The organism is Austwickia sp. TVS 96-490-7B, from assembly GCF_019331795.1.
GTDB lineage: Bacteria > Actinomycetota > Actinomycetes > Actinomycetales > Dermatophilaceae > Austwickia.
The window spans coordinates 402,247-423,506 of the sequence record NZ_JAHPZL010000008.1 but is presented as its reverse complement, the minus strand read 5'-3'; the positions used below and the strand labels follow the sequence as shown (position 1 = coordinate 423,506).

Genomic DNA, 21,260 nt, shown 5'->3' with positions numbered 1-21,260 from the left:
GACCCGGCCGGTGTCGCCGTGCTCGCGCGACACCGGCCGGGCGGTTCGTGGCGGCCAGGACCGCTGATCCGGATCAGAGTTGACGTGACATCAACCGCAGGGCGTGTGCTGCGTCGGCGCGTCCGTCATGAAAACCCATGTCCCACGGTGCGCCCGCAAAGACCTGTTGATCCTCAGCGGGGCTGATGCGTTCGGCAGCGACTTGCAGGATCTGTCGACGGATTTCGCCAGCCTCCGAGGCGAAGATCGCCAGGCAGCTGTCGGCGACACGGGACGCGACCTCAGGGTCCAGACCCGGTGTCCCGGAGTCATCGGGGTGGCTCAGCGCCTCCACCAACAAGTCGCGCGTGATCATGGTCGTTCTCCCTCGTCAACAGCAGTGCCATAGGTTCACCGTCGGTGCCGGCAGGGCTGCGGCGGCGTCTGTGTTGACTATCGGCATGGGCTCGGTGCGACTGAGTTCTGGGGGAGTCTCGGGATGAGTGACGCCGGTCGGTCATGGTGTGGATCACCACGGCCGACCGGCGTACATCGTTGTCTGCGAAGAGCTCTGGTCAGGACGCGTCGGGTCGCAGTTTCAGGCTGATGGAGTTGATGCAGTACCGCTGATCTGTCGGGGTGTCGTAACCTTCCCCCGCAAACACGTGTCCCAGGTGTGAGCCGCAGCTGGCGCACCTGACCTCGGTGCGCACCATCCCGTGCGAGCGGTCCTCGACGTACTCCACGGCAGTGGAATCTTGAGGGGTCCAGAAGGATGGCCATCCGCAGTGGCTGGCGAATTTTTCTTGGCTGCGGAAGAGCTCAGCGCCACATCCGCGGCACAGGTAGACCCCTTCAGTGGTGGTTTCCACATACTCACCGATCCCAGCTGGCTCGGTCCCAGCCCGCCGGAGCACGTGAAATTCCGCCGGAGAGAGCAGCCGCGCCCATTCGTCGTCGCTACGTCGGATCGGGTACGTCGGAGGGTTCATCGGTCGCGGCTGCCTCTCGGATGGGGGATCGATCACTTCCAGGTGGTCAGGTCAAACCGGGCCACCTGAGGGTCGTGATCGCTGTCTTGGTCGGGGAACTCGGCATTGGTGTGCACGATGTCATAAGAGAACGTTGAACCAAGGCGTGAACCTTCCCCACGCAGCGAGCGACTGACCAGAATCTGGTCCAAAACCTGACTGTTGCCCTGGTAGACGTAGGTGTATCGCTCATTCACCGGGAGAGTTTTCGGCAGACTGAAGAGGCTGCAGTCGCCTTCTAAGATGCTGGTGGTGCGGCTGTATTCGAAGTCGTTGATGTCGCCGAGGACGACGACCCTGGCCTGAGGACGCCCGGACATCAACTGATCGACGAAGGACCGCACGACCTGGGCTTGAGCGTGACGGTGTTCTTCGGACTGACGGTTCGGTTGCTGATACCGGCCAAACAACGGTTGGTCGCCGCCCTTGCTGGAGAAATGGTTCGCGATGAGGACCATGGAGCGACCCTGCACGGTGAATTCGACAGCGAGGGGTTTCCGAGAGTTGCGCCACGCCGGGTTGGTCGGTTCGATCCGTCCTGGATTGAGCGTCAGATGGGGTTGGCCGTCGTCACCGTCGGTGACACCGACCGCAGTAGTCGCGTCCCCCGCGGATCGGGACGCGGGGGAGATCTGCCGGTCAGGTCGGTACAGGAAAACTTGGCGAATGTTCCCGCCGGGTTGGCCACCATCAGTCATGTTCTGCGGGTCGATCCACATCGCCTCATAGCGGGGTCCGCCTTGAGCAGTGACAGCATCGGTGAGTTGCCGTACCGTCTGCGCGGCAGAAACTGTCCCATCCTTCGCAGGACCGGAATCGTCTTGGATTTCCTCCAGGGCCACGATGTCAGGGCTGCGCAGGTTGGTGGTGAGCTGTTGAGCGAGACGTTCAAATTTCAGCGGGGGATTCTTCGGGGAGAGGTTTTCCACATTGAATGTCGCCACGGAGAGCTGAGATGCGTTGGCAGCGGCGGTCGTCTCCCGCTGCAACCCGCCAGGTTTCACCGTCGGTGTGTTCACGAGATGCACTTTGGGGTTGGCGAAGCTGTAATCCATGATGCCGACGTTTTCACCGGTCAGGCGATCGCCGACAGTAGCTGCCGGCATGCCCTTACGGGGCAGCAGGAGCTTATCGAGTTGGACCCGCATCGCGTTGGGGTGGTCATAGCCGGACAGGACGACACCGTCACGGGCGGAGCGGACCGCGTCGACCGCCGAGCCTGGCACCACTGGAATGTCGTTATATTTCGACTTCGGACCGACGACGTGGGCGTCAGGGACTGCGACCCGCATCCCTTCGAGGGATTCATAAAAGTCCAGAGCATTGCCGGTGACATTCAGCGGGGTAGTGACTTTTTCGACGTCACCAGGAGATCCGACGTAAATGCTCTGCTGGGGTGCGACCCGATCTATCCCCAACCGCACTGGAGCGGGCAGGGCCCGATGTGAGGCCACGACGGTGGTCTTCGTGGGGAGCAACTGGGTGGTGGTGAGGTTGACCTCGCCGGACCGGGACCCGGGGCGATACTCGTTGATCTTGCCGTCAACGCGGACTTCGTCGCCGACGTTCACGGTCACTGACTTGGTGTAGACATACAGGGCTTCGCTGGTGGCCGGGTCGTCGTCCGGGTGGGTCGACTGGAACCAGAAGCCGCGTTTGCTGACCGCAGTGACGACGCCAGGCACCTGGGTGACGGTGCGTCCTTGGTACGGCGACCGATGGGTGCGGCCCTGGATCTGAGCGATCGTGACTCCCACAGCAGGGGGGTCACCGGGATCGCCAGGATCTGCTGGGTCCGCGGGCGGGTCAGCGGGATCACTGGGGTCCGCCGGGTCGCCCGGGTCCGCCGGATCACCTGGATCTGCCGGCGGGTCAGCCGGGTCACCGGGATCGCCAGGGTCAGCGGGATCGCTCGGGTCGCTGGGGGGATCGGCCGGAGGGCCAGCAGGTGGATCGCCAGGATTGACGCTGCCACAAGGGGTGGCTGGGGTGCTGCTGTTCTGTGGGGTGGGCGCTCCCACCACGAAGTCAGTGGAGTTGTCATCGGTGTCTACACACACGTCACGGCGAGCCACTGAGGTGCGCGCCGTGGTGGCCGGAGCTGGGGATTTCTCGGATGTCGCCGCTTTGGGACCCCAACCGAGCAGGTCAACGACGGTGCCCTGGGAGTCGGCCACCGCGACGCGACCACCCGTCGCGGACAGAGCGATTGAGCCGGTGCTGTCTGGAGTGGGCAGCGCGGTGCCGGTGTCATGTGTGCCGCCACCTTCTTGCACCAGGTGTCGTCCACCCGGGGCGAGAGTCCCCTTCAATGGGGTAGAGGTGGCGGAACTGCCGTTCGATGACCAGTACTGCACCGACCAGCCGGTGAGGTCGACCGGAGTGGTGCCCCGGTTGAAGAGTTCGATGAAGTCATGCCGGACTGGGGCGCCAGAGTTCCCGCCACCGCCGTACACCTCCGCGATGACCACGGAAGGGGAGGCGGCGAGCGCGGTGGGGCGCGCACTCGCGGCAGGGGGTGTGGCGAGGTCACCGACGCCGACGAGAGCGGTGACGGCAAGGGCGCCGGGGAGGGCGAAGGCCGCTAGGCGGGCGGGGCTGCGTCGTCGGGTGGTGGGCATGGTTGACCTGGGGTGCGATGACATGGGGTGGCTCTTCCGCTCAAGGGAAAGAATCGAGACGGACTGAAAATAGCTGCCCTACAACATCTTTAGGTAATTTATGGGTCAACTTTCCGGAAACGGCAAGCGATCGATCCACCATCTTCACCAACCCTTGGAACGCACCAGGACGCAGCGACCCCCGTCAGCAGCAGCTACGGCCATCCCCGAACGCCACATATGAGGACAAATGCACCGTGCGCCACTCACGCTGTCTTCAGCTCCACCTGGCAGGATAGAACCCGTGGTGACCTCCTGTTCTACGTCGTACTCTCGTCCGTCTTGGTGGACCGCAGCCGTGGCCGGTACCGCCGGTGGGATCGCCGCCGGAGGTGCGGTCACCATCGGTCTCGCGTCCTACGCCTTGCGCCGAATGCTCACCCCGGAACGAGACCGCCCCGACAACATCGACATCCTCGACATTCCCGACCCGCACCTCATCCCGACCCTCCCGGTCGCTCAGGAAAAGGTGTACGAACCCACACCCGCCAGACCGTACGCCGACATCCCCACGATCACCCTGCGCACCAGCATCGACTGCGATGTCCCCGGCAGATACGGGCTGTGGCTCGACAACGGCGCCGGACATGTCCGCATCGGGGAAATCCTCGACCGCGACGACGTCACCGGCACCGTCACTCGCGAACTGCTCGGTGTCGACTCCGGCACCTTACGGGTAGGCACGGCCCGCTGGAACGGCTACTACTACGGCGGCAACCCCATCTCATCACTGGGATTGCCGTACGACGAAATCACCGTGACCGGACCGGTCGGCGACCTCCCCACCTGGGTGATACCTGGCGCGACCACCGACGACCCCACCGACAGCGACACCTGGGCCGTCATGGTCCACGGACGCGGCGCATTACGCGCCGAATGCCTCCGCGCCGTCCCCACCGTCCACCGCCTCGGATGGACCACCCTGGTCCCGGCCTACCGCAATGACCCCGACTCACCGGAATCCGTGGACCGACGCTACGCGCTCGGCCTCGCCGAATGGGCCGACATCGACGCAGCCCTGCGTTATGCAGTGGAACAAGGTGCCCGCAAGATCGTGCTGTTCGGCTGGTCGATGGGAGGCGCCATCGTCCTGCAAACCTTGGCCCGTTCCCCCTGGGCAGCCGCCGTCGACGACGTCGTCCTCGACGGTCCAGTCGTCGACTGGTACGACGTGATGCGCCACCACATCCATATCGGACGCCTCCCCCAATCCCTCGCGGCAGTGGCCCGTCGGGTGCTGCGCTCCCGGGTGGCGACAAGCCTGGTCGGGGTGGAGTCACCCTTGGATGTCACCGAAACTGACTGGATCGGTCGCGCCTCAGAACTCGCGCACCGCATCCTGATCATCCACTCGGTGGCAGACGACTTCGTCCCCGTCGGCCCCTCCGAACAATTGGCGCTCGCCCGCCCTGACCTGGTGACGTATGTGTCGTGGACCGAAGCCCGTCACACCAAGGAATGGAACACCGACCCGGCCAGGTGGGATCAGGTCGTCACTGAGTTTTTGACGTCTCCGCGGTGACACGCCAACGGTGGGGGCGCGGCTGTGTCGTCGCGCCCCCACCGCAGTGGCTGCTTTCCTCGGGTTAGCTAGCGGGCGTTGCTCCGGTGGAGTCGCCAGCCGGTGCTGCCGCGGCAGCATCCTTGGGTGCTTCATCGCTGCCGGTGCCTTCGGCTGATCCCGGCAGAGATACGTCGTCGGTGAGCAACTCGTCTTCCTCATCACCTTGCGGGATCGACGTCCCTTGCAAGACAAGTACGGAGCGGCCTGCCACAGTGACGGAAGTGCCCGGTTCGAGGAGGGCAGCGGTGGGGTCGGGCAGCCCAGTGGGCAGCGCCGTGTTGACCGCGACCTTCCACAGCTGGTCGGCATGCTCCAACGGATCGGGGATGGTGAACTCCACCGCTTCGCTGTGCGCATTGAACATGAGGATGAAATCGTCGTCGAGCACGCGACGGCCCAATGCGTCGGGGGAGTGGATGCCATCACCGTTGAGGAACACTGCCAGCGTCCGGGCATAACCGGTCTGCCAGTCCTCCTCGCGCATTTCCTCGCCGCTGACGCTCAACCAGACGATGTCCCGCAGCTCTGACTCGCCGCCGTGGTCAGCGCTGCCTTGGAAGAACCGCCGACGCCGGAACACTGGATGGTTTTTGCGCAGCTCGATCAGGGCTTGAGTGAACTCCAACTGTTGCTGCTGCTCCCGGGACAGATCCCAGTCGATCCACGACAGCTCATTGTCTTGGCAGTAGACGTTGTTGTTGCCCTGCTGGGTGCGTCCCAGCTCGTCGCCGTGGGCGAGCATCGGGACACCTTGGCTGAGCATCAACGTGGTCAACAAGTTGCGCATCTGCTGGCGACGCAGCGCACGGATCGCAGTGTCCTCGGTGGGTCCCTCAACGCCGCAGTTCCACGACCGGTTATGGCTTTCCCCGTCGTTGTTGCCTTCCCCGTTCGCATCATTGTGTTTCTCGTCGTACGACACGAGGTCACGCAACGTGAAGCCGTCATGAGCGACGATGAAGTTGATCGACGCGATCGGACGGCGACCCGAATGGGCGTACAGGTCACTGGATCCGGTCAGGCGCGAGGCAAACTCGGAAAGCGCTGCGGCCTCGCCACGCCAGTAGTCGCGGACAGTGTCGCGGTAGCGGCCGTTCCATTCAGTCCACAGCGGCGGGAAGTTGCCGACCTGATAGCCGCCGTCACCGAGATCCCACGGCTCAGCGATCAGTTTGACCTGGCTGATGATGGGGTCCTGCTGGATGAGATCAAAGAACGCCGACAGCTTGTCGACCTCATGGAACTGACGAGCCAATGTCGCCGCGAGATCAAATCGGAAACCGTCGACGTGCATCTCGGTCACCCAATACCGCAAGCTGTCCATGATCAGCTGCAGCACGTGCGGGTGCCGCATCAGCAGGCTGTTGCCGGTGCCGGTCGTGTCGTAGTAATGATCCTTGGCGTCGTCGACCAGCCGGTAGTAGGCAGCGTTGTCGATGCCACGGAAACAGATCGTCGGACCAAACTCGTTGCCTTCAGCGGTGTGGTTATAGACCACATCCAAGATGACTTCGATGTCGGCGTCGTGGAGGGCCTTGACCATCGACTTAAACTCGGTGACCTGCTGGCCGAGGTCTCCGGTCGCGGAATACTCATTGTGCGGGGCGAGGAAACCAATGGTGTTGTAACCCCAATAGTTGCGCAGCCCCTTCTCCTGAAGGTGCGTGTCCTGCACAAACTGGTGCACCGGCAGCAGCTCCAGCGCCGTCACCCCCAGATCCTTCAGGTAGGACACCGTCGCCGGATGCGCGATCGCGGCGTACGTCCCCCGAATCTCCTCAGGGATGTCCGGATGGGTCATCGTCAGGCCCTTCACGTGGGCCTCATAGAAGACAGTCTCGTGATACTCGTGCTGCGGCGGCCGGTCATGCCCCCAGTCGAAGAACGGGTTGACCACCACCGACAGCATCGTCTCGCCCAACGAATCGTCCTCATTGAACGTCTCCGGAGAGCCAAACCGGTACGAGAACAACGCTTCGTCGCCGCTGACCTGCCCGTGGACAGCTTTGGCGTACGGGTCTAGAAGCAACTTGTTGGGGTTGCAACGGTGCCCAGCCTCCGGGTCGTATGGGCCGTGAACCCGGAACCCGTAGCGTTGACCCGGCTGGAGATGCGGCACATACCCGTGCCAGACATACCCGTCGACCTCAGTCAGTTCGAGGCGAGCTTCGTGGCCGGTCTCATCGACCAGGCACACCTCGACACGCTCGGCTACCTCGGAAAAAAGGGCAAAATTCACGCCGGACCCGTCGTAGGTGGCTCCCAGCGGATACGGCTTACCTGGCCAGATGTCCATACATCCCACTTCGTCGATGGATCCGGACGAGATCCATTCTCGTCCTATGCCACGCCCCACGCACCTCCGGTGAAGAACCTCGTCGAGTGCTTGAAGGCGAGATGGCCGCCGAAGCCTATCGTGACAGGCCAACGCACAGAGCGGGGCGGGGTAGGCAGATCTTCACTCGGCGAACCCACGGCAAGAAACTCGCCACGGCAGCGCTCTGAGCTGCAATGATAGAGAGACATGCTGGTCTGAACGCCGAGTCGAGGCAGGACACCATGCCGTCGGTTTGTACCCCGGGGCTCAGATCGGTTAATGTTCAGGGGCACCGCGGGGCCGGCAAGAAACAAAAAAGCCCCAAGGAAGCATGCGGACGTGGCTCAGTTGGTAGAGCATCACCTTGCCAAGGTGAGGGTCGCGGGTTCGAGTCCCGTCGTCCGCTCGGAGAACTCTGACTCGACAGAGTCAACGGCTCTCAAGGTGGAGTGGCCGAGAGGCGAGGCAACGGCCTGCAAAGCCGTGTACATGGGTTCAAATCCCATCTCCACCTCCACTTTTACAACATGGGCGATTGGCGCAGGTGGCTAGCGCGCTTCCTTGACACGGAAGAGGTCACAGGTTCAAGTCCTGTATCGCCCACCATAGGACAAGGTCCCCTCCGGGGCCTTGTCTACTTGGACGTATAGCTCAGTTGGTTAGAGCGTTCGCTTCACACGCGAAAGGTCAGGGGTTCGAGTCCCTTTACGTCCACCAGATTGGATGTACTAGAACATCTGACATAGGTTGATGTGGGTGCGAGGGCGGCGAACGGCTCGTTGAGCTGGATCGCCGCTTTTTCGTCTTCGGTGATGAGGATGCGCTGGTAGAAGGCTTGGTTGGCGATCCGTTTGCCCAGGTCGTCGTTTCGTTCGTACATGGTGGCGCAGTCGGCGAAGAGTCGTAGCGCGGTAGCGATGTGTTGGCGGGGGCCTTCGTGGTCGTGCCGCTCAGATTCCAGCCATTTGGTGACGTCAGCCAGGGCGATGCGGATTCGGTCTTGGTGTCGTTTCAGGGTGAGTAGGTCGATGGCGTCGGCGAAATGGGCTTCGAGGAGCTTGTCTGCTTCGGCTTCCAGCCTCTGCTTGGTGGTGGTGAGGTCGTCGATGGTCTGGGACCACTCAGCCAGACGCTCATCGAACGCCGACTCGACCCGTTCAGCAAGCTGCGCATAGGTGCTTGAGCTAATGGCGATCTGTTGGTAGCAGTCGATGACGAGTTGTTCAGCGACGCCAACGGGCACGGCCTTCCTCGTGCAGGTCGTTGTGCGGATGGCTCGGCCGGTGCAGATGTAGTAGGCGTAGCGGATGTCTTGCTTGTTGCGGGCGTAGTCGAGCTGCAACCGCGACGTGCACGTGCCGCAGTACAGGGTGCCTTTGAGGTAGTGCTTGTGTTTGCGGCGTCGTTCGCCAGCGGTGGCGCGGGTGTCTAGGAGGGCCTGGACCTGCTGCCATGTCTCGGGGACGACGATCGGTTCGTGGGCGCCGGGGTGTTGGGCGCCTTGGTAGCGGACCTGCCCGATGTAGTACGGGTTACGCAAGAGCTTGAAGAACGTGGAACGCCCCACCGGCCCGGACGGGCGCTTCGGGGTCGGGACTGTCGTCAATCCGCGGGCGGTGGCTTCGGCCAGAAGGCCGGGGACGGTGTGCTCGCCTTTGGCGTAGGTGTCGAAGACCCAGCAGATGAGGGGCGCGCGATCCGGATCGACCTCAACCGTGCGGTACTCCCGACCCTGCGCGTCGCGCTTGTGGACGTTCAGGTAGCCGATCGGCGCCCTGCTCAGGGTGCCGCCGTTAGCGACTTTCTGGGTGATGCCTTTGGTGACTTCGGGGGGGAGGTTGCGCGAGTAGAACTCCGCAACCGAGGACATGATCCCGTGCAGCAGCATCCCGGACGGGGTCTCGTCGATGTTCTCCGACGCGGACACGAGCATCACCCCGCACTGTTGGAGTGCGAGGTGGATGCTCACGTCGTCGGCACGGTTCCTGGCGAGCCGGTCGACCTTGTGAACGATGCAGTACGCGACCTTGTTGGCCTTGACGTATTGGATCATCAGCATCAGTTCGGGCCGGTCGGACGACTTGGCTGAGGCTCCCGCGTCGACGAACTTCTCGACGATGCCGGCGCCGAGCTGTTCATCCTTGTGCCTGGTCGCTTCACACTGGGCTGGGATCGAGAAGCCCTCATCCGTGCCGCCTTTCTCTGCCTGTTCGCGGGTCGAGACCCGCAGGTACGAGACGGCGCCGATGGTGATGTGCTGGCGGGTGGCGTACTGCCGCAGCTCGATACTGGCGTCCCGGGTCGGCAGGTACGCGGCCACGTCGGAGACCAGCCCGGCTTGCTCGTCCCCGCTGGGGTCACCTACACCGAGGATCGCCGAGGTGTAGTCCAGCGGCTTCAGCCCCAAAGCCGTGTCCCACGCGGACAGCGTGGACGCGACACTCTGCGCGAAAGTCGAGGGATCGGCCGAACGCGGAACTGCTGGAACCCGCGGCGGCGGGATCATGACGACCGTGGCCGCCGGAATCGGGTGGGTCATCGCACGGCGACTCACCGCGCCCGGCATCTACAACCTCTGGTTCAAGCACGGAGGCTGGGTCCAGCTCTCCACCGAGATCGTCGATCGCGGACCTACTCGCGTCGCGCGAAGGACCACCGGCACTGCGCCTGGCCTCACCCCGAAGACCGGCGACCGTGCCTCGTGGAGCGGCATCTACTATGCTGCCCCAGCCGACGCCGGACTCCACGCCCGCGACATCACCATCACGACTCCCGCAGGACCATGCCCGGCCTGGCGCATCGACGGCGACCCTTCGACCTGGGCCACCCATGTCCACGGCCTCGGCAGCACCCACGCCGGCACCCTCCGCGGCGTCCTCGCCGCAACTGATCTCGGCTACACCTCCCTGGTCGTCAGCTACCGCAACACCGCAGAAGGGCCACTTGTCGGCACCGGCCGAACAGCCCTCGGCCACACCGAGACGATCGACGTTGACGAAGCCATCGGATACGCCGTCCGACGCGGAGCCCAACGAATCGTGCTCTTCGGCTGGTCAATGGGAGCGGTCATCGCCCTCCAACTCGCCGACCACCCGCGACATCAGGGGCTGATCGCCGCACTCGTACTCGACTCACCAGTCCTCAACTGGACCGAAGTCATCAAGACCAACTGCGTTCGCAGCGGACTGCCCGCAGCAGCCGGGCACCTCGCGATCCCGTGGCTCGCCAGCGGCCCACTGGCTCGCGCAGTCGGGTTGCCGGGCCGCATCCCACTTCGCTCCTTCGACTGGACATCCCGAGCCGCAGACCTCACCACGCCGGCCCTGATCCTCCACGGCACCCGAGACGACTCCGTGCCAGTCCAGCTCTCGCAAGCACTCCGAGACGCACGGCCGGACCTCATCGAGCTGGAGACCTTCGATGCCGGCCACACCCTCTGCTGGAACACCGATCCCGACCGGTGGCGGGAGGCAGTGACCTCCTGGCTCAAGTCGCATGGCCCAGGCTGATTGGCCGAGCGGAGCGACCTCCCTCGGCACCCATCTCCTTCGGCCACGCCCGGAGAAACCCTACTCAAGCCGTACGTCCGCCGGTATCATCGTGGGTGTTGGCCTGCCTGGGCCATTGAGCGAGGGAGGACCAACGTGGCTGAGCCGTGGCTGTCCGCAGACGACATCGCCGCCCACCTCGGGGTCACCAAAGACACCGTCTACACCTGGATCGCCGAGAAGGCTATGCCCGCCCACAAGGTCGGACGCCTCTGGAAGTTCCAAGCCAGCGAGATCGACGACTGGGTGCGCGCGGGTGCTGCAGCCAGCGACCACGAGACCGCTCAGCAGCCCACACAAATGTCAGCGGTCGCTCCTACGATCGTGACGACGAGCACGGGAAGGGGCGACGATGACGCTGAGTGAAGCCCAGCGCTTGGTGAAGTCCAAGCAGCGCGTTGCCGATCACGGCGAGGTGTTCACGCCGGGGTGGATGGTCGAGGACATGCTCGATCTCGTCAAGCACGAGTCCGAGCGGATCGACTCTCGCGTGCTTGAGCCCGCTTGCGGCTCGGGCAACTTCCTCGTCCCAGTCTTGGCCCGCAAGCTCGTCACGGTCCAGCTTCGCCACGGTAGGAGCGACTTCGAGAAGCGTCACTACGCGCTGTTCGCGCTGATGTGCACGTACGGCATCGAGCTCCTCGCTGACAACGCCGAGGAGTGCCGGGACAATCTCGCAGAGGTGTTCAACACCTTCCTGGGCATCAGCAGCGATGACCCGTGGGCGCGAGCGGCACGCGCGGTCCTGTCCGTGAACATCGTGCAGGGCGATGCCTTGACCATGACTGTGCCAAGCGGCCAGCCCATCACCTTTCCTGAGTGGGGCTACCTCGGCAAAGGGAAGTTCCAGAGGCGCGACTTCCGTTACGACGACCTCACCCAGCGCGCTTCGTACGAGGGAACCCTGTTCGGCGAACTCGACGATGAAGACCTGTTCGTGCCCGCGCAGACCTATCCGACGATGACCTTCAATCAGATCGCGGAGGCCGCCGCGTGAGCCTTGCACCTTTCACTCTCCGAGGGCACAACCCGGATGTCCTGACATGCATCGCGAATCTCTCCAACGATGAGGTCTTCACCCCGCCAGAGTTCGCGAACCAGATGCTCGACACGCTTGCCGCCGCGTGGGCAGACGCAAACGACGGTGCGGACATCTGGGCCAACCCGGATGTCACGTTCCTCGACCCGTTCGCCAAGTCTGGGGTGTTCCTCCGTGAGATCGTCCGTCGGCTCACTGACGGACTGATCCTGGAGATGCCCGACCTCGCGGAGCGCGTCGATCACATCCTCACCCGTCAGGTGTTCGGCATCGGGATCACCCAGCTCACTGCACTGCTGGCGCGCCGGAGCGTCTACTGCTCGAAGTTCGCTAACGGCCCGCACTCGATCGCCAAGTCGTTCATGACCGAGGATGGCAACATCTGGTTCGAGCGCACTGAGCACACCTGGGGCGGCGGCAAGCGCGAGTTCCGCGCCGATCCCCTCACGAGTGAAGAGATCACGGTCTACACCAACCGCAAGTGCCTCTACTGCGGGGCGGGCGAGGACGACTACGCCCGTGGCGACGAGCTTGAGACTCACGCCTACGCCTTCATCCACACTGACGACATCAAAGCTCGCACCGCAGAGCTGTTCGGAGACAACATGCAGTTCGACGTCATCATCGGCAACCCGCCCTACCAGCTCAGCGATGGCGGCTACGGCACCTCTGCCGCGCCGATCTACCAGATGTTCGTAGAGAAAGCACTTGGACTCGACCCGCGCTTCGCCGTCTTTGTCACACCGTCTCGCTGGTTCGCAGGCGGCAAGGGTCTCGACGAGTACCGCAAGAAGATGCTCTCTGACCACCGCATGCACGACATCGTCGACTACCCGAAGCTGTACGAGGCTTTCCCGGGAGTCAAGATCAGAGGAGGTGTCTCGTACTTCCTCTGGGACCGCGAGCATGACGGACCTTGCACGATCCAGACGATGTGGGACGGGCAGCCGGTGGGCGAGCGGGCAACCCGGTACCTCGATGCCTACGATGTCTTGGTTCGACGCAACGAAGCTGTTCCAATCCTGGAGAAGGTCCGCGCGAAGCAAGAATCAACGCTCGACACCCGCGTGTCCACCGGCAAGCCATTTGGCCTGCGCACCTTCTTCCATGGGAAGCCAGCCGCCAGCGGTCTGAAGGACCCGGTGCAGCTGTTCGGCTCCCGCAAGATCACCTGGGTCGCCCGAAGTGAGGTTCCGCTGAGCGACGGGTGGATCGACCAGTGGAAGGTGCTCATGACTGCGGTCCAGGGAACGAGCGCTGCGGTCGAAACGAAGTTCCTCTCCAAGCCGATCATCGCTGGCCCAGGCACGGCTTGCACGGAAACGTATCTTGTCGCTGGACGGTTTGACACCGAGGAAGAAGCGACGCGGTACTCCGCGTACCTGCGCACCCGATTCGTTCGCTTCCTTGTGTCGCTCCGCAAGTCCACCCAGCACGCCACCCGGGATGTGTATGCATTTGTCCCAGATGTTCCTCTCGATCGGGACTGGACAGACGCTCTCCTCTACGAGCGTTACGGATTGACGGACGCCGAGATCGCCTTCATCGAGTCCCAAGTCGCTCCGCACGACGACACCCTCTTCGACGAGGACGGGGCCGACGATAGCGATGAGTAGGGACATCGACGAGCTGCTTCCTGAGAAGCCCGAAGCGAGGCTGCGCATCTACGCGTGGTCGCCGAACGATCCACCGGCCGGATACGCGGGACTCCTCAAGGTGGGACAGACGACGAAGGCGGACGTGAACGCGCGCATCCGCGAGTCTCAGGGGCAGATGCAGCAGGTCTACACGCTGCATGTTGATGAACTCGCCGAGCGTGACGACGGGTCGGTGTTTCGCGATTCAGATGTGCGCCAGCGACTGATTGACAAGGGCTTCGAGAACCCGATCTTCGGATCAGCGCGAGAGTGGATGCGCTGTACCCCGGACGATGTGCGCACGGCGATCACAGAGCTTCGCGCCGGCGTGAAACTCAGCGGCACCCATCACGAAACGTTCCGGATGCGCCCGGAGCAGGCCAGCGCCGTGGACAAGGCCGAGGGCTACTACGAGTCGATCTGGGCCGAGGATTCCCAGGCGGTGCCGCGGTTTCTGTGGAACGCCAAGATGCGTTTCGGAAAGACCTTCGCCTCCTACCAACTCGCCAAGCGGCTCGGCGCGAGACGCATCCTCGTGGTGACCTTCAAGCCCGCGGTGGAAGATGCCTGGCAGACCGACCTGGAGTCCCACGCCGACTTCGACGGCTGGCAGTACCTCTCCTCGGCCACCGGGGGTAGCCCAGACGACGCTGACAAGACGAGACCGCTGGTCTACTTCGGGTCGTTCCAGGACTTGCTCGGACGCGACCGGAAGACGGGGCTCATCAAGGCGAAGAACGAGTGGGTCCACACCACCAACTGGGACCTCGTCATCTTCGACGAGTACCACTTCGGTGCCTGGCGAGAGTCCGCCAAGGAACTGTTCGAGGGCGAGGACGAGAAGGTCAAGCAGAAGGAACTGGCCGCCGAGTACAACGACGGTCTCGTGGCCTTCGACGAGGAGCTTGACGAGCTCGGCAACGACGAGGACGACTTCCTGCCGATCACCACCCGCGCCTACCTGTACCTATCGGGCACGCCGTTCAAGGCGCTGGCAACCGGTGAGTTCATCGAGGAGCAAATCTTCAACTGGACCTACACCGACGAGCAGCGCGCCAAGGCCGAGTACGCCGTCGCACATCCGGACGCGTGGAACCCGTACGGGGCACTCCCGGAGATGCGCCTGTTCACCTACCAGATGCCCGACGAGTTGATCGCCGTCGCGAACCAGGGACAGTTCGACGAGTTCGACCTCAACGAGTTCTTCGAGGCAAAGGGCATCGGCAAGGACGCCGAGTTCACGCACAAGACCGACGTGCAGAAGTGGCTCGATCTCATCCGCGGAGCGCACCTGCCCACGCAGGTCGACGCCATGCGAATGGGCACCCGCCCGCCCTTCCCATACTCCGATGTTCGGCTCCTGCCGTACCTGCAGCACTCGTTCTGGTTCCTACCCAATGTGGCTGCCTGTGAGGCAATGGCGAACCTGTTCGCGGAGAAGCAGAACGTGTTCTGGCACGACTACAAGGTCCTCGTCGTCGCGGGTGCCAGCGCGGGCATCGGGCTGGATGCCCTCCCACCGGTGCGGGCGGCGATCGGCGACGGCCACGACACGAAGACGATCACCCTGTCGTGCGGCAAACTCACCACGGGTGTCACCGTCAAGCAGTGGTCCTCGATCCTGATGCTGCGCAACCTCAACTCACCCGAGACCTACTTCCAGGCAGCGTTCCGCGTGCAGTCACCGTGGTCGATCAAGAACCCCGACGGAGACAACCCAAGCGCCGAAGCCATCCTCAAGCCGGTGTGCTTCGTGTTCGACTTCGCACCGACCCGCGCACTGCGCCAGATCGCCGACTACGGGGCCGGTCTCTCGCCGGAGACGCCGAACCCCGAGCAAGCCGTCGAGGAACTCGTGAAGTTCTTGCCCGTGTTGGCCTACGACGGGTCGAACATGACCCAGGTCGATGCTGGCGGCATCCTCGACATCGCCATGTCGGGTACCTCCGCGACCCTCCTGGCCCGCAAGTGGGAGTCCGCGATCCTCGTCAACGTCGACAACGACACCCTGCGCAAGATCATGAACAACCCTGACGCCCTCAACGCCGTTATGAACATCGAAGGCTTCCGCGCGCTCGGCAACGACATCTTCGAGACCGTCGTGAACAAGAGCGACGCCGTGAAGAAGGCGAAGAAGGAGAAGGGCGAGGACATCACTCCGGCCGAGAAGAAGGAACTCACGGCGGAGGAGAAGGAGTACAAGTCCAAGCGGAAGCAGATTCAGGAGAAGCTGGTCAAGTTCGCCACCCGCATCCCGGCGTTCATGTACCTGACCGACTTCCGCGAGAACACCCTCCAGGATGTCATCACCAAACTCGAACCGGGCCTGTTCCGCGCCGTCACTGGACTGACCGTCGAGGACTTCCACCTCCTCGTGAACCTCGGCGTCTTCAACGCCACCCACATGAACCAGGCCGTCTTCGCCTTCCGGCGCTACGAGGACTCCTCCCTGTCCTACACCGGCATCGAGTCCCACAAGGGGCTGCGGCACTACGGCCTCTACGACACCGTGGTGGCCGTAGATGACGACGCCATCGCCTGACCACCTGCCAGCCCGACCGAGAGAATCCGCATGTCGTTCCAGACCCCGCGCAGCATCGAGGAGATGCTGACCGCTATCCACAAGCGTGAGTACCTGATGCCGGCGATCCAGCGCGAGTTCGTTTGGGGTGCCGATCAGATCACCAAGCTCGTCGACAGCCTCATGCGTGGGTACCCCGTCGGGTCCTTCCTGCTCTGGGACGTCAAGCCTGAAACCGCGCAGTCGTACACGTTCTACGAGTTCCTGACGAACTACCACGAGCGCGACAACCCCTACGCGGACAAGGCAACGGTTACCTCCGGGAGTGGCACGACTGCAGTTCTCGATGGACAGCAGCGGCTCACCTCGCTGAACATCGCGCTGTACGGCAGCTTCGCGGAGAAGAAGAAGTACGCCTGGTGGAACAGCGTCGACGCGTTCCCCGTCAAGCGCCTCTACCTCAACCTTTTCGACGAGCCCGACGACGAGGAGCTCGGCACCAAGTACGACCTGCGGTTCCTCACCGACCGGGAGGCGGCCCCGGCGGACGGCGAGGCCGACAAGTGGTTCCGGGTCGGAGCGGTCCTCGATCTCGCCAACGCTGGACCTGCGATCATGCGAGAGCTGGAGCAACGCGGCATCGCTGGATCGGCTGACGCGTTTCAACGGCTCTACGACCTGTACGAGGCGGTGCGGGTTCTCAAGCCGATGAACTACTTCCTGGTGACCGATCAGGACGCCGACAAGGTGCTCGAAATCTTCGTTCGCGTCAACAGCGGCGGCACCACGCTCTCGTACTCCGACCTGCTGCTGTCGATGGCGACGAACCAGTGGCAAGAGCTGGACGCGCGCGAGGAAGTCCGCTCACTGGTCTCGGAGATCAACAGCAACGCCGGGCGCCAGTTCTCCTTCTCCAAAGATGTGGTGCTGAAGACCGCGCTGACGATCGCGGACGTGGACGTGCGGTTCAAGGTCACCAACTTCACTCAGGGGAACATGGCCAAGGTGGAGGCCGCGTGGCCGCAGATCAAGGGAGCCTTGCTCCGTGCCGCGACGCTGCTCCAGCAGTTCGGATACAACGAACGCAACCTCACCGCGAACAGCGTGATCGTCCCGGTCGCGCACTACCTGCACCTCCGGGGTGCAGGCGACTCCTACCTCGACTCCACCGCGGACGCCGCCGACAGGCTCGCCCTTCAACGATGGGTGACGCGCTCGCTGGTCAAGCGTGGCATCTGGGGTTCGGGGCTCGACACGCTCCTCACCCGCATCCGCGATGTCCTTCGAAGCAACTCGACGAACGGCTTCCCGGTCGCTGCGGTCGAGGAGGCAATGGCGGCCGTCGGCAAGAGCCTCGCGTTCGACAACGCAGAGATCGACGAGCTGCTCAACCTCAAGTACGCCGGCCAGCGGACCTTCTCCGTCCTCTCGGTCCTGTACCCGGGGCTGGACCTGAGCAAGAAGTTCCACGAAGACCACATCTTCCCCAAGTCCCGCTTCACCAAGAAGAAGCTCCTCGACGCCGGTGTCCCGCTCGACAGCATCGACGACTACCTGACTACCGTGAACCTCCTGCCGAACCTCCAGCTGCTCGCAGGGACCGCCAACATTGAGAAGCAGGACGGCCTGCCTGAGGAATGGATCGACACCGCCTTCCCGAGCGAGGACAAGCGCGCCACCTACCTCACAGAGAACGACCTCGACGGTCTTCCGCTCGACCTGACCGACTTCACGTCGTTCTTCGAGCAGCGCAAGCGGCGAATCCGGACCCGCCTACTCGCCGCTCTGGGAAAAGCACCGGGCGCACCGGAGGACGCGGCTCTCTCGTAACCCACGTTCACGCGGCGAGCATCGACAGTGCGGACACCGCCTGGAGAGGCAGCACTCCGTTGCCAAGCGCGGTGATCTGCTGGTTCTACGTCAGATCGTCGGTGCCGGTGACCCAGCTTGGGAGCTATGCCATGAGCCATTCGACGAAGGCGGGTGCTGGTGGGTCGTCGGCGTCGTTCAGGAGGGCTGGCGCGGGTGCTGACCATCCGGTGATGTGTTCCCACCGGCGGTGGCGTCACCGTAACGCCTTCAACGCTGAACAGTCCGCCGATCAGGGAACACAGCGTCTCCGGCTCGGCTCTTCTGCTCGGTGAGCCAGACGGTCCGTGGAGAGCGAAGTCGATGATCTGGTGCGACAGCGCGATCGTCCCTCGTCTCGCTCGCACCTGGTCGAGGGTTTCCCCGCCTCGTGAGGAGTCCGTCGCCAGCGGGGTGCGGAACAGTGCGCCGGGCGAGGGCGAAGACGCGGAAGCGTTGGTGAGGAGCGCCGACAAGCGAAGCTGGTAGGCCGATCCACGCGCATCCAGCCGCAGGTCGGCCAGATCGCCGAGAACGGCGCCGAGAGCCCGTAGAGGTCGAGCTGCGTTGTCTCCCAGATGCCACGGGTTGCGTTCCATACCGCGAAGGGTTGCGTTGCCGGCGGTTGCATCGCCGCGGTTGCGTCGTTCATGGTCGTCTCCTTCTGCCGCTGGCCGCGCGGCTGGTGAGGACAGCAGCCCGCGGACGTTCTCGATGACGACCCACTCGGGCTGGAGCACGTCGATGGCCGCAGCCATGTGCGCCCACAAACCCGAGCGCGTGCCTGGAGCAAGGCCAGCGCGCTTGCCAACGGTGGAAACGTCCTGGCACGGGAACCCTCCGATGAGGATGTCCACGGGCTCGACCTGACTCCAGTCGATCGTCGTGATGTCGCCGAGGTTCGGTGCATCTGGCCAGTGGCGGGAGAAGACGCGGGCGACGAGCTCGTTGAGCTCGGAGATTCACACCGTCTTGGCGTTGAAGACGTGCTCCACGGCGAGGTCGAGGCCGCCGTAGCCGCTGAACACCGACCCCATCCTGAGTCGTGGTTCGCCGCTGATGTCGAGTTCGTGCATGAAGTTCGCTCCGGTAACGGTCGTCCCCGGCATCGCCTCATCATGGAGCTGGAGCTGGTGCTGAGCTGGTCACCTGTCAGGTGCACGCACTGCCGCTCACCGCGCCTCATCCGAGCGACACCGCCAGATGTCACGTCGCCGGCTTCCACCCCGACTGCCATCGGAGGCCACATGCCTCTTGCAGGTCGAGATTGGATCAGGACTACCGCTTCAGAAGTGACCGGGTGCGGGTGCTTACATGCTCACCAGGAACAGAGGTGAGCATGACGGTTTCGATGCGCGTGATGTCGGCGGGTGATGGCTAATAAGTACCTGCTGAAGACGATCGCGACTGCCGACAGGAACAGACCACTATCAGCCCCGCTCACGCGCTACGACATGGAGGAATAAACGCCGCCTGGCCGCTGGCTCGGCGCGGGAGTAGCGTCCTTCGGTAAAGGCGAGATTCAGGTTGGTGATTGGGTCTCTGAAGACCAAGTTCAGCTCCTGATGAGCACGGGCTGTGGTCCGATCACTGGCGACAAGCTCGGCCTGAGCTTCCCGGCGTACAAGAGCCAGGATGAGCAGATCAAAACACAGATCGCCGGTCTTGACCAGACGCTCACACCTGGGGCCAAGGGTGAGACGGTCGCGCAGATCGTGGCCGAAGAAATTGCCCAGGGCACACGGCGGGCGGCCACGGGCTTCGACTTCACTTTCTTGATCCTAAAGTCCGCGAGCGTGTTATAGGCGGTCGCCGATGCCGGAGTCCAGGCACTCATCGCAGTAGCGCATCATCGCGCGGTCGCGGAGGTGGTTGCGTTTATGGAACGCGAAGTTGCAGCCACGCGCACGGACGCAACCGCCAGGGATGGCGCAGTTGCCCAGGCAGATGTCATCGGAATCATCGCGACCGTGTTCGATCACTTCGACTCCCGCGCCGGAGACCCCCCTCCACACGCACGGCATCATCAACAACAGGGCAAAGCTTGTCCTCGACGGGAAATGGCGCTCGCTCGACGGCAGGCCGATGCACGCCGTCGTCGTAGCCCTGTCCGAACTACACGAATCCGTGTTTGCCGACCACATGACGGGCACCTTCGGTCTCCTGAGAGGCCCAAGAGATGCGCCGCTCGACATGATCGGCGGGCTTGGGCGTCCAGTCGTCGAGGTGGTCGGTGAGAAGCGCTCGACCTTGCGGCGATAGAACCGCATGGCCGAGGCATCCCGGCGGACGATGGGCTGGCAGTTCGCCACCATGCAGGAGAGGAAAAGCCATAGTCATGATGGTCGCCGACGCCGCCGAACTCATCTCGCTCCGCCTGACCCTACCTGAACTCGTTGCCTCGCCCGTCGTGTTCCGTCAGCCCGACGGCACCTCGGTGTTTCGACCGAAGAGCTCGACCGTGTTCACCTCCGAGTCCCAGCTCGCTGCCGAGGACAGACTCCTCGAACGAGCCGCAAACCTCGGCGGGCCAACGGTGCTGCTTGCCACGGTCGAGAAGATCATGCGCAGTCCCGACGCGGACGGTCGGATGCTCGGTGACGATCAGGTCGATGCCTTGGCCCGTATCGCGGTGTCGGGACGGATGCTCGACGTGTTGGTCGGTCCTGCCGGGGCGGGCAAGACCACCGCCATGAACGCACTCCGCCGCGCGTGGGAAGCCGAGCGCGGCACCGGTTCTGTAGTCGGGCTCGCGCCTGCCCAGATCCTCGCCGATGATCTCGGATCGCGACTGAGAAGACGGCGAAGTGGTGGCAGAACCACCTCCTCCACGGCGCCACGTTCGAGGCGGGCCAGCTCGTCATCATCGACGAAGCCTCCCTCGCGGGCACCTTGTCACTAGACCGCATCACCCATCTCGCCCACGATGCAGGCGCGAAGATATGTTGGTTGGCGACTACGCGCAACTGCAATCCGTGGATGCCTGCGGTGCGTTCACAATGATTGCCAGAGGCAGGTCGGGCCTGACTCGTGTTATCGGGGCGTGTCATTTCGGGTCGGGTGTGAATGCTTGCAGGATCTCGGCTGCGGCGGGGGATGGGGTCGGTGCCGAGATA

The 21,260-nt window shown here is 63.6% G+C and carries 12 protein-coding genes, 4 tRNA genes and 3 pseudogenes; 12 read left to right on the top strand and 7 right to left on the bottom strand.

The genetic code is table 11. The features are described 5' to 3' along the window. Positions 1 to 73: 73 nt before the first annotated feature. The 3 genes from KEM60_RS12495 to KEM60_RS12485 all read right to left on the bottom strand — a co-directional run bounded on the left by KEM60_RS12495 (position 74) and on the right by KEM60_RS12485 (position 3,631). Positions 74 to 355: a hypothetical protein gene (locus KEM60_RS12495; RefSeq protein WP_219107917.1), complete on the bottom strand. Its 282-nt coding sequence runs from the start codon at positions 353 to 355 to the stop codon at positions 74 to 76. 199 nt (positions 356 to 554) lie between these two features. After that, the gene (msrB, locus tag KEM60_RS12490) at positions 555 to 971 is read right to left on the bottom strand and encodes a peptide-methionine (R)-S-oxide reductase MsrB (RefSeq protein WP_219107916.1); all 417 of its coding nucleotides are present in this window, start codon (positions 969 to 971) and stop codon (positions 555 to 557) included. A 32-nt stretch (positions 972 to 1,003) separates the two neighbouring features. Beyond that, the gene (locus KEM60_RS12485; RefSeq protein WP_255574585.1) at positions 1,004 to 3,631 is read right to left on the bottom strand and encodes a lamin tail domain-containing protein; all 2,628 of its coding nucleotides are present in this window, start codon (positions 3,629 to 3,631) and stop codon (positions 1,004 to 1,006) included. 337 nt (positions 3,632 to 3,968) lie between these two features. Here KEM60_RS12485 and KEM60_RS12480 point away from each other — a divergent pair, with 337 nt between their 5' ends. Beyond that, entirely contained in the window at positions 3,969 to 5,192 is a 1,224-nt protein-coding gene (locus tag KEM60_RS12480) for a S9 family peptidase (RefSeq protein WP_219107915.1), read from the top strand. A 64-nt stretch (positions 5,193 to 5,256) separates the two neighbouring features. Here KEM60_RS12480 and glgX read toward each other — a convergent pair whose 3' ends face one another. Continuing rightward, positions 5,257 to 7,530, bottom strand: a complete 2,274-nt coding sequence (gene glgX, locus KEM60_RS12475; RefSeq protein ID WP_219108203.1) for a glycogen debranching protein GlgX — start codon at positions 7,528 to 7,530, stop codon at positions 5,257 to 5,259. Positions 7,531 to 7,884: 354 nt separating this feature from the next. Between glgX and KEM60_RS12470 the strand changes: the two genes are divergently transcribed. The 4 genes from KEM60_RS12470 (at position 7,885) to KEM60_RS12455 (ending at position 8,268) form a co-directional block, all read left to right on the top strand. Next, a tRNA-Gly gene (locus KEM60_RS12470) sits at positions 7,885 to 7,957 on the top strand. A 37-nt stretch (positions 7,958 to 7,994) separates the two neighbouring features. Further along, positions 7,995 to 8,068: transfer RNA gene (locus KEM60_RS12465), tRNA-Cys, on the top strand. Positions 8,069 to 8,080: 12 nt separating this feature from the next. After that, a tRNA-Val gene (locus tag KEM60_RS12460) sits at positions 8,081 to 8,157 on the top strand. Positions 8,158 to 8,191: 34 nt separating this feature from the next. Beyond that, positions 8,192 to 8,268: transfer RNA gene (locus KEM60_RS12455), tRNA-Val, on the top strand. On the opposite strand, the gene KEM60_RS17015 is transcribed toward KEM60_RS12455, so the two are convergent. Then, positions 8,225 to 10,057 (bottom strand): recombinase family protein, encoded by a 1,833-nt coding sequence (locus KEM60_RS17015; RefSeq protein ID WP_370626373.1) that lies wholly within the window; start codon positions 10,055 to 10,057, stop codon positions 8,225 to 8,227. The two genes, KEM60_RS12455 and KEM60_RS17015, sit on opposite strands and share 44 nt — an antisense overlap. On the opposite strand from KEM60_RS17015, the gene KEM60_RS12440 reads away from it, so the two are divergent. The 6 genes and pseudogenes from KEM60_RS12440 to KEM60_RS12415 all read left to right on the top strand — a co-directional run bounded on the left by KEM60_RS12440 (position 10,056) and on the right by KEM60_RS12415 (position 18,126). Then, a complete protein-coding gene (locus KEM60_RS12440) occupies positions 10,056 to 11,060 on the top strand; it encodes an alpha/beta hydrolase (RefSeq protein WP_219107914.1) in 1,005 nt (334 codons plus the stop codon). The genes KEM60_RS17015 and KEM60_RS12440 overlap by 2 nt on opposite strands. A 135-nt stretch (positions 11,061 to 11,195) precedes the next feature. Next, positions 11,196 to 11,372 (top strand): annotated as a pseudogene (locus KEM60_RS12435) (helix-turn-helix domain-containing protein); the annotation flags it as partial. Between the two features lie 79 nt (positions 11,373 to 11,451). Then, positions 11,452 to 12,096 carry an N-6 DNA methylase gene (locus KEM60_RS12430; protein WP_219107912.1) on the top strand — a complete coding sequence of 215 codons (645 nt, stop codon included), beginning with the start codon at positions 11,452 to 11,454 and terminating at the stop codon, positions 12,094 to 12,096. Beyond that, on the top strand, positions 12,093 to 13,754 hold the full coding sequence (locus tag KEM60_RS12425; RefSeq protein ID WP_219107911.1) for an Eco57I restriction-modification methylase domain-containing protein: 1,662 nt from the start codon (positions 12,093 to 12,095) through the stop codon (positions 13,752 to 13,754). Before KEM60_RS12430 ends, KEM60_RS12425 begins: the two co-directional genes overlap by 4 nt. Next, the gene (locus KEM60_RS12420; RefSeq protein ID WP_219107910.1) at positions 13,747 to 16,317 is read left to right on the top strand and encodes a GIY-YIG nuclease family protein; all 2,571 of its coding nucleotides are present in this window, start codon (positions 13,747 to 13,749) and stop codon (positions 16,315 to 16,317) included. Before KEM60_RS12425 ends, KEM60_RS12420 begins: the two co-directional genes overlap by 8 nt. Before the next feature lie 30 nt (positions 16,318 to 16,347). Next, positions 16,348 to 18,126 (top strand): DUF262 domain-containing protein, encoded by a 1,779-nt coding sequence (locus KEM60_RS12415; protein WP_219107909.1) that lies wholly within the window; start codon positions 16,348 to 16,350, stop codon positions 18,124 to 18,126. Between the two features lie 764 nt (positions 18,127 to 18,890). Here the strand turns inward: KEM60_RS12415 and KEM60_RS16640 are convergent. Both KEM60_RS16640 and KEM60_RS16635 read right to left on the bottom strand, forming a co-directional pair. Continuing rightward, a pseudogene (locus KEM60_RS16640) lies at positions 18,891 to 19,106 on the bottom strand (DNA cytosine methyltransferase); the annotation flags it as partial. Continuing rightward, positions 19,107 to 19,253 carry a hypothetical protein gene (locus KEM60_RS16635; RefSeq protein WP_255574577.1) on the bottom strand — a complete coding sequence of 49 codons (147 nt, stop codon included), beginning with the start codon at positions 19,251 to 19,253 and terminating at the stop codon, positions 19,107 to 19,109. It lies immediately after the preceding pseudogene. A 230-nt stretch (positions 19,254 to 19,483) separates the two neighbouring features. Between KEM60_RS16635 and mobF the strand changes: the two are divergent. Continuing rightward, a pseudogene (mobF, locus tag KEM60_RS12405) lies at positions 19,484 to 21,197 on the top strand (MobF family relaxase); the annotation flags it as partial. Positions 21,198 to 21,260: the final 63 nt, after the last annotated feature.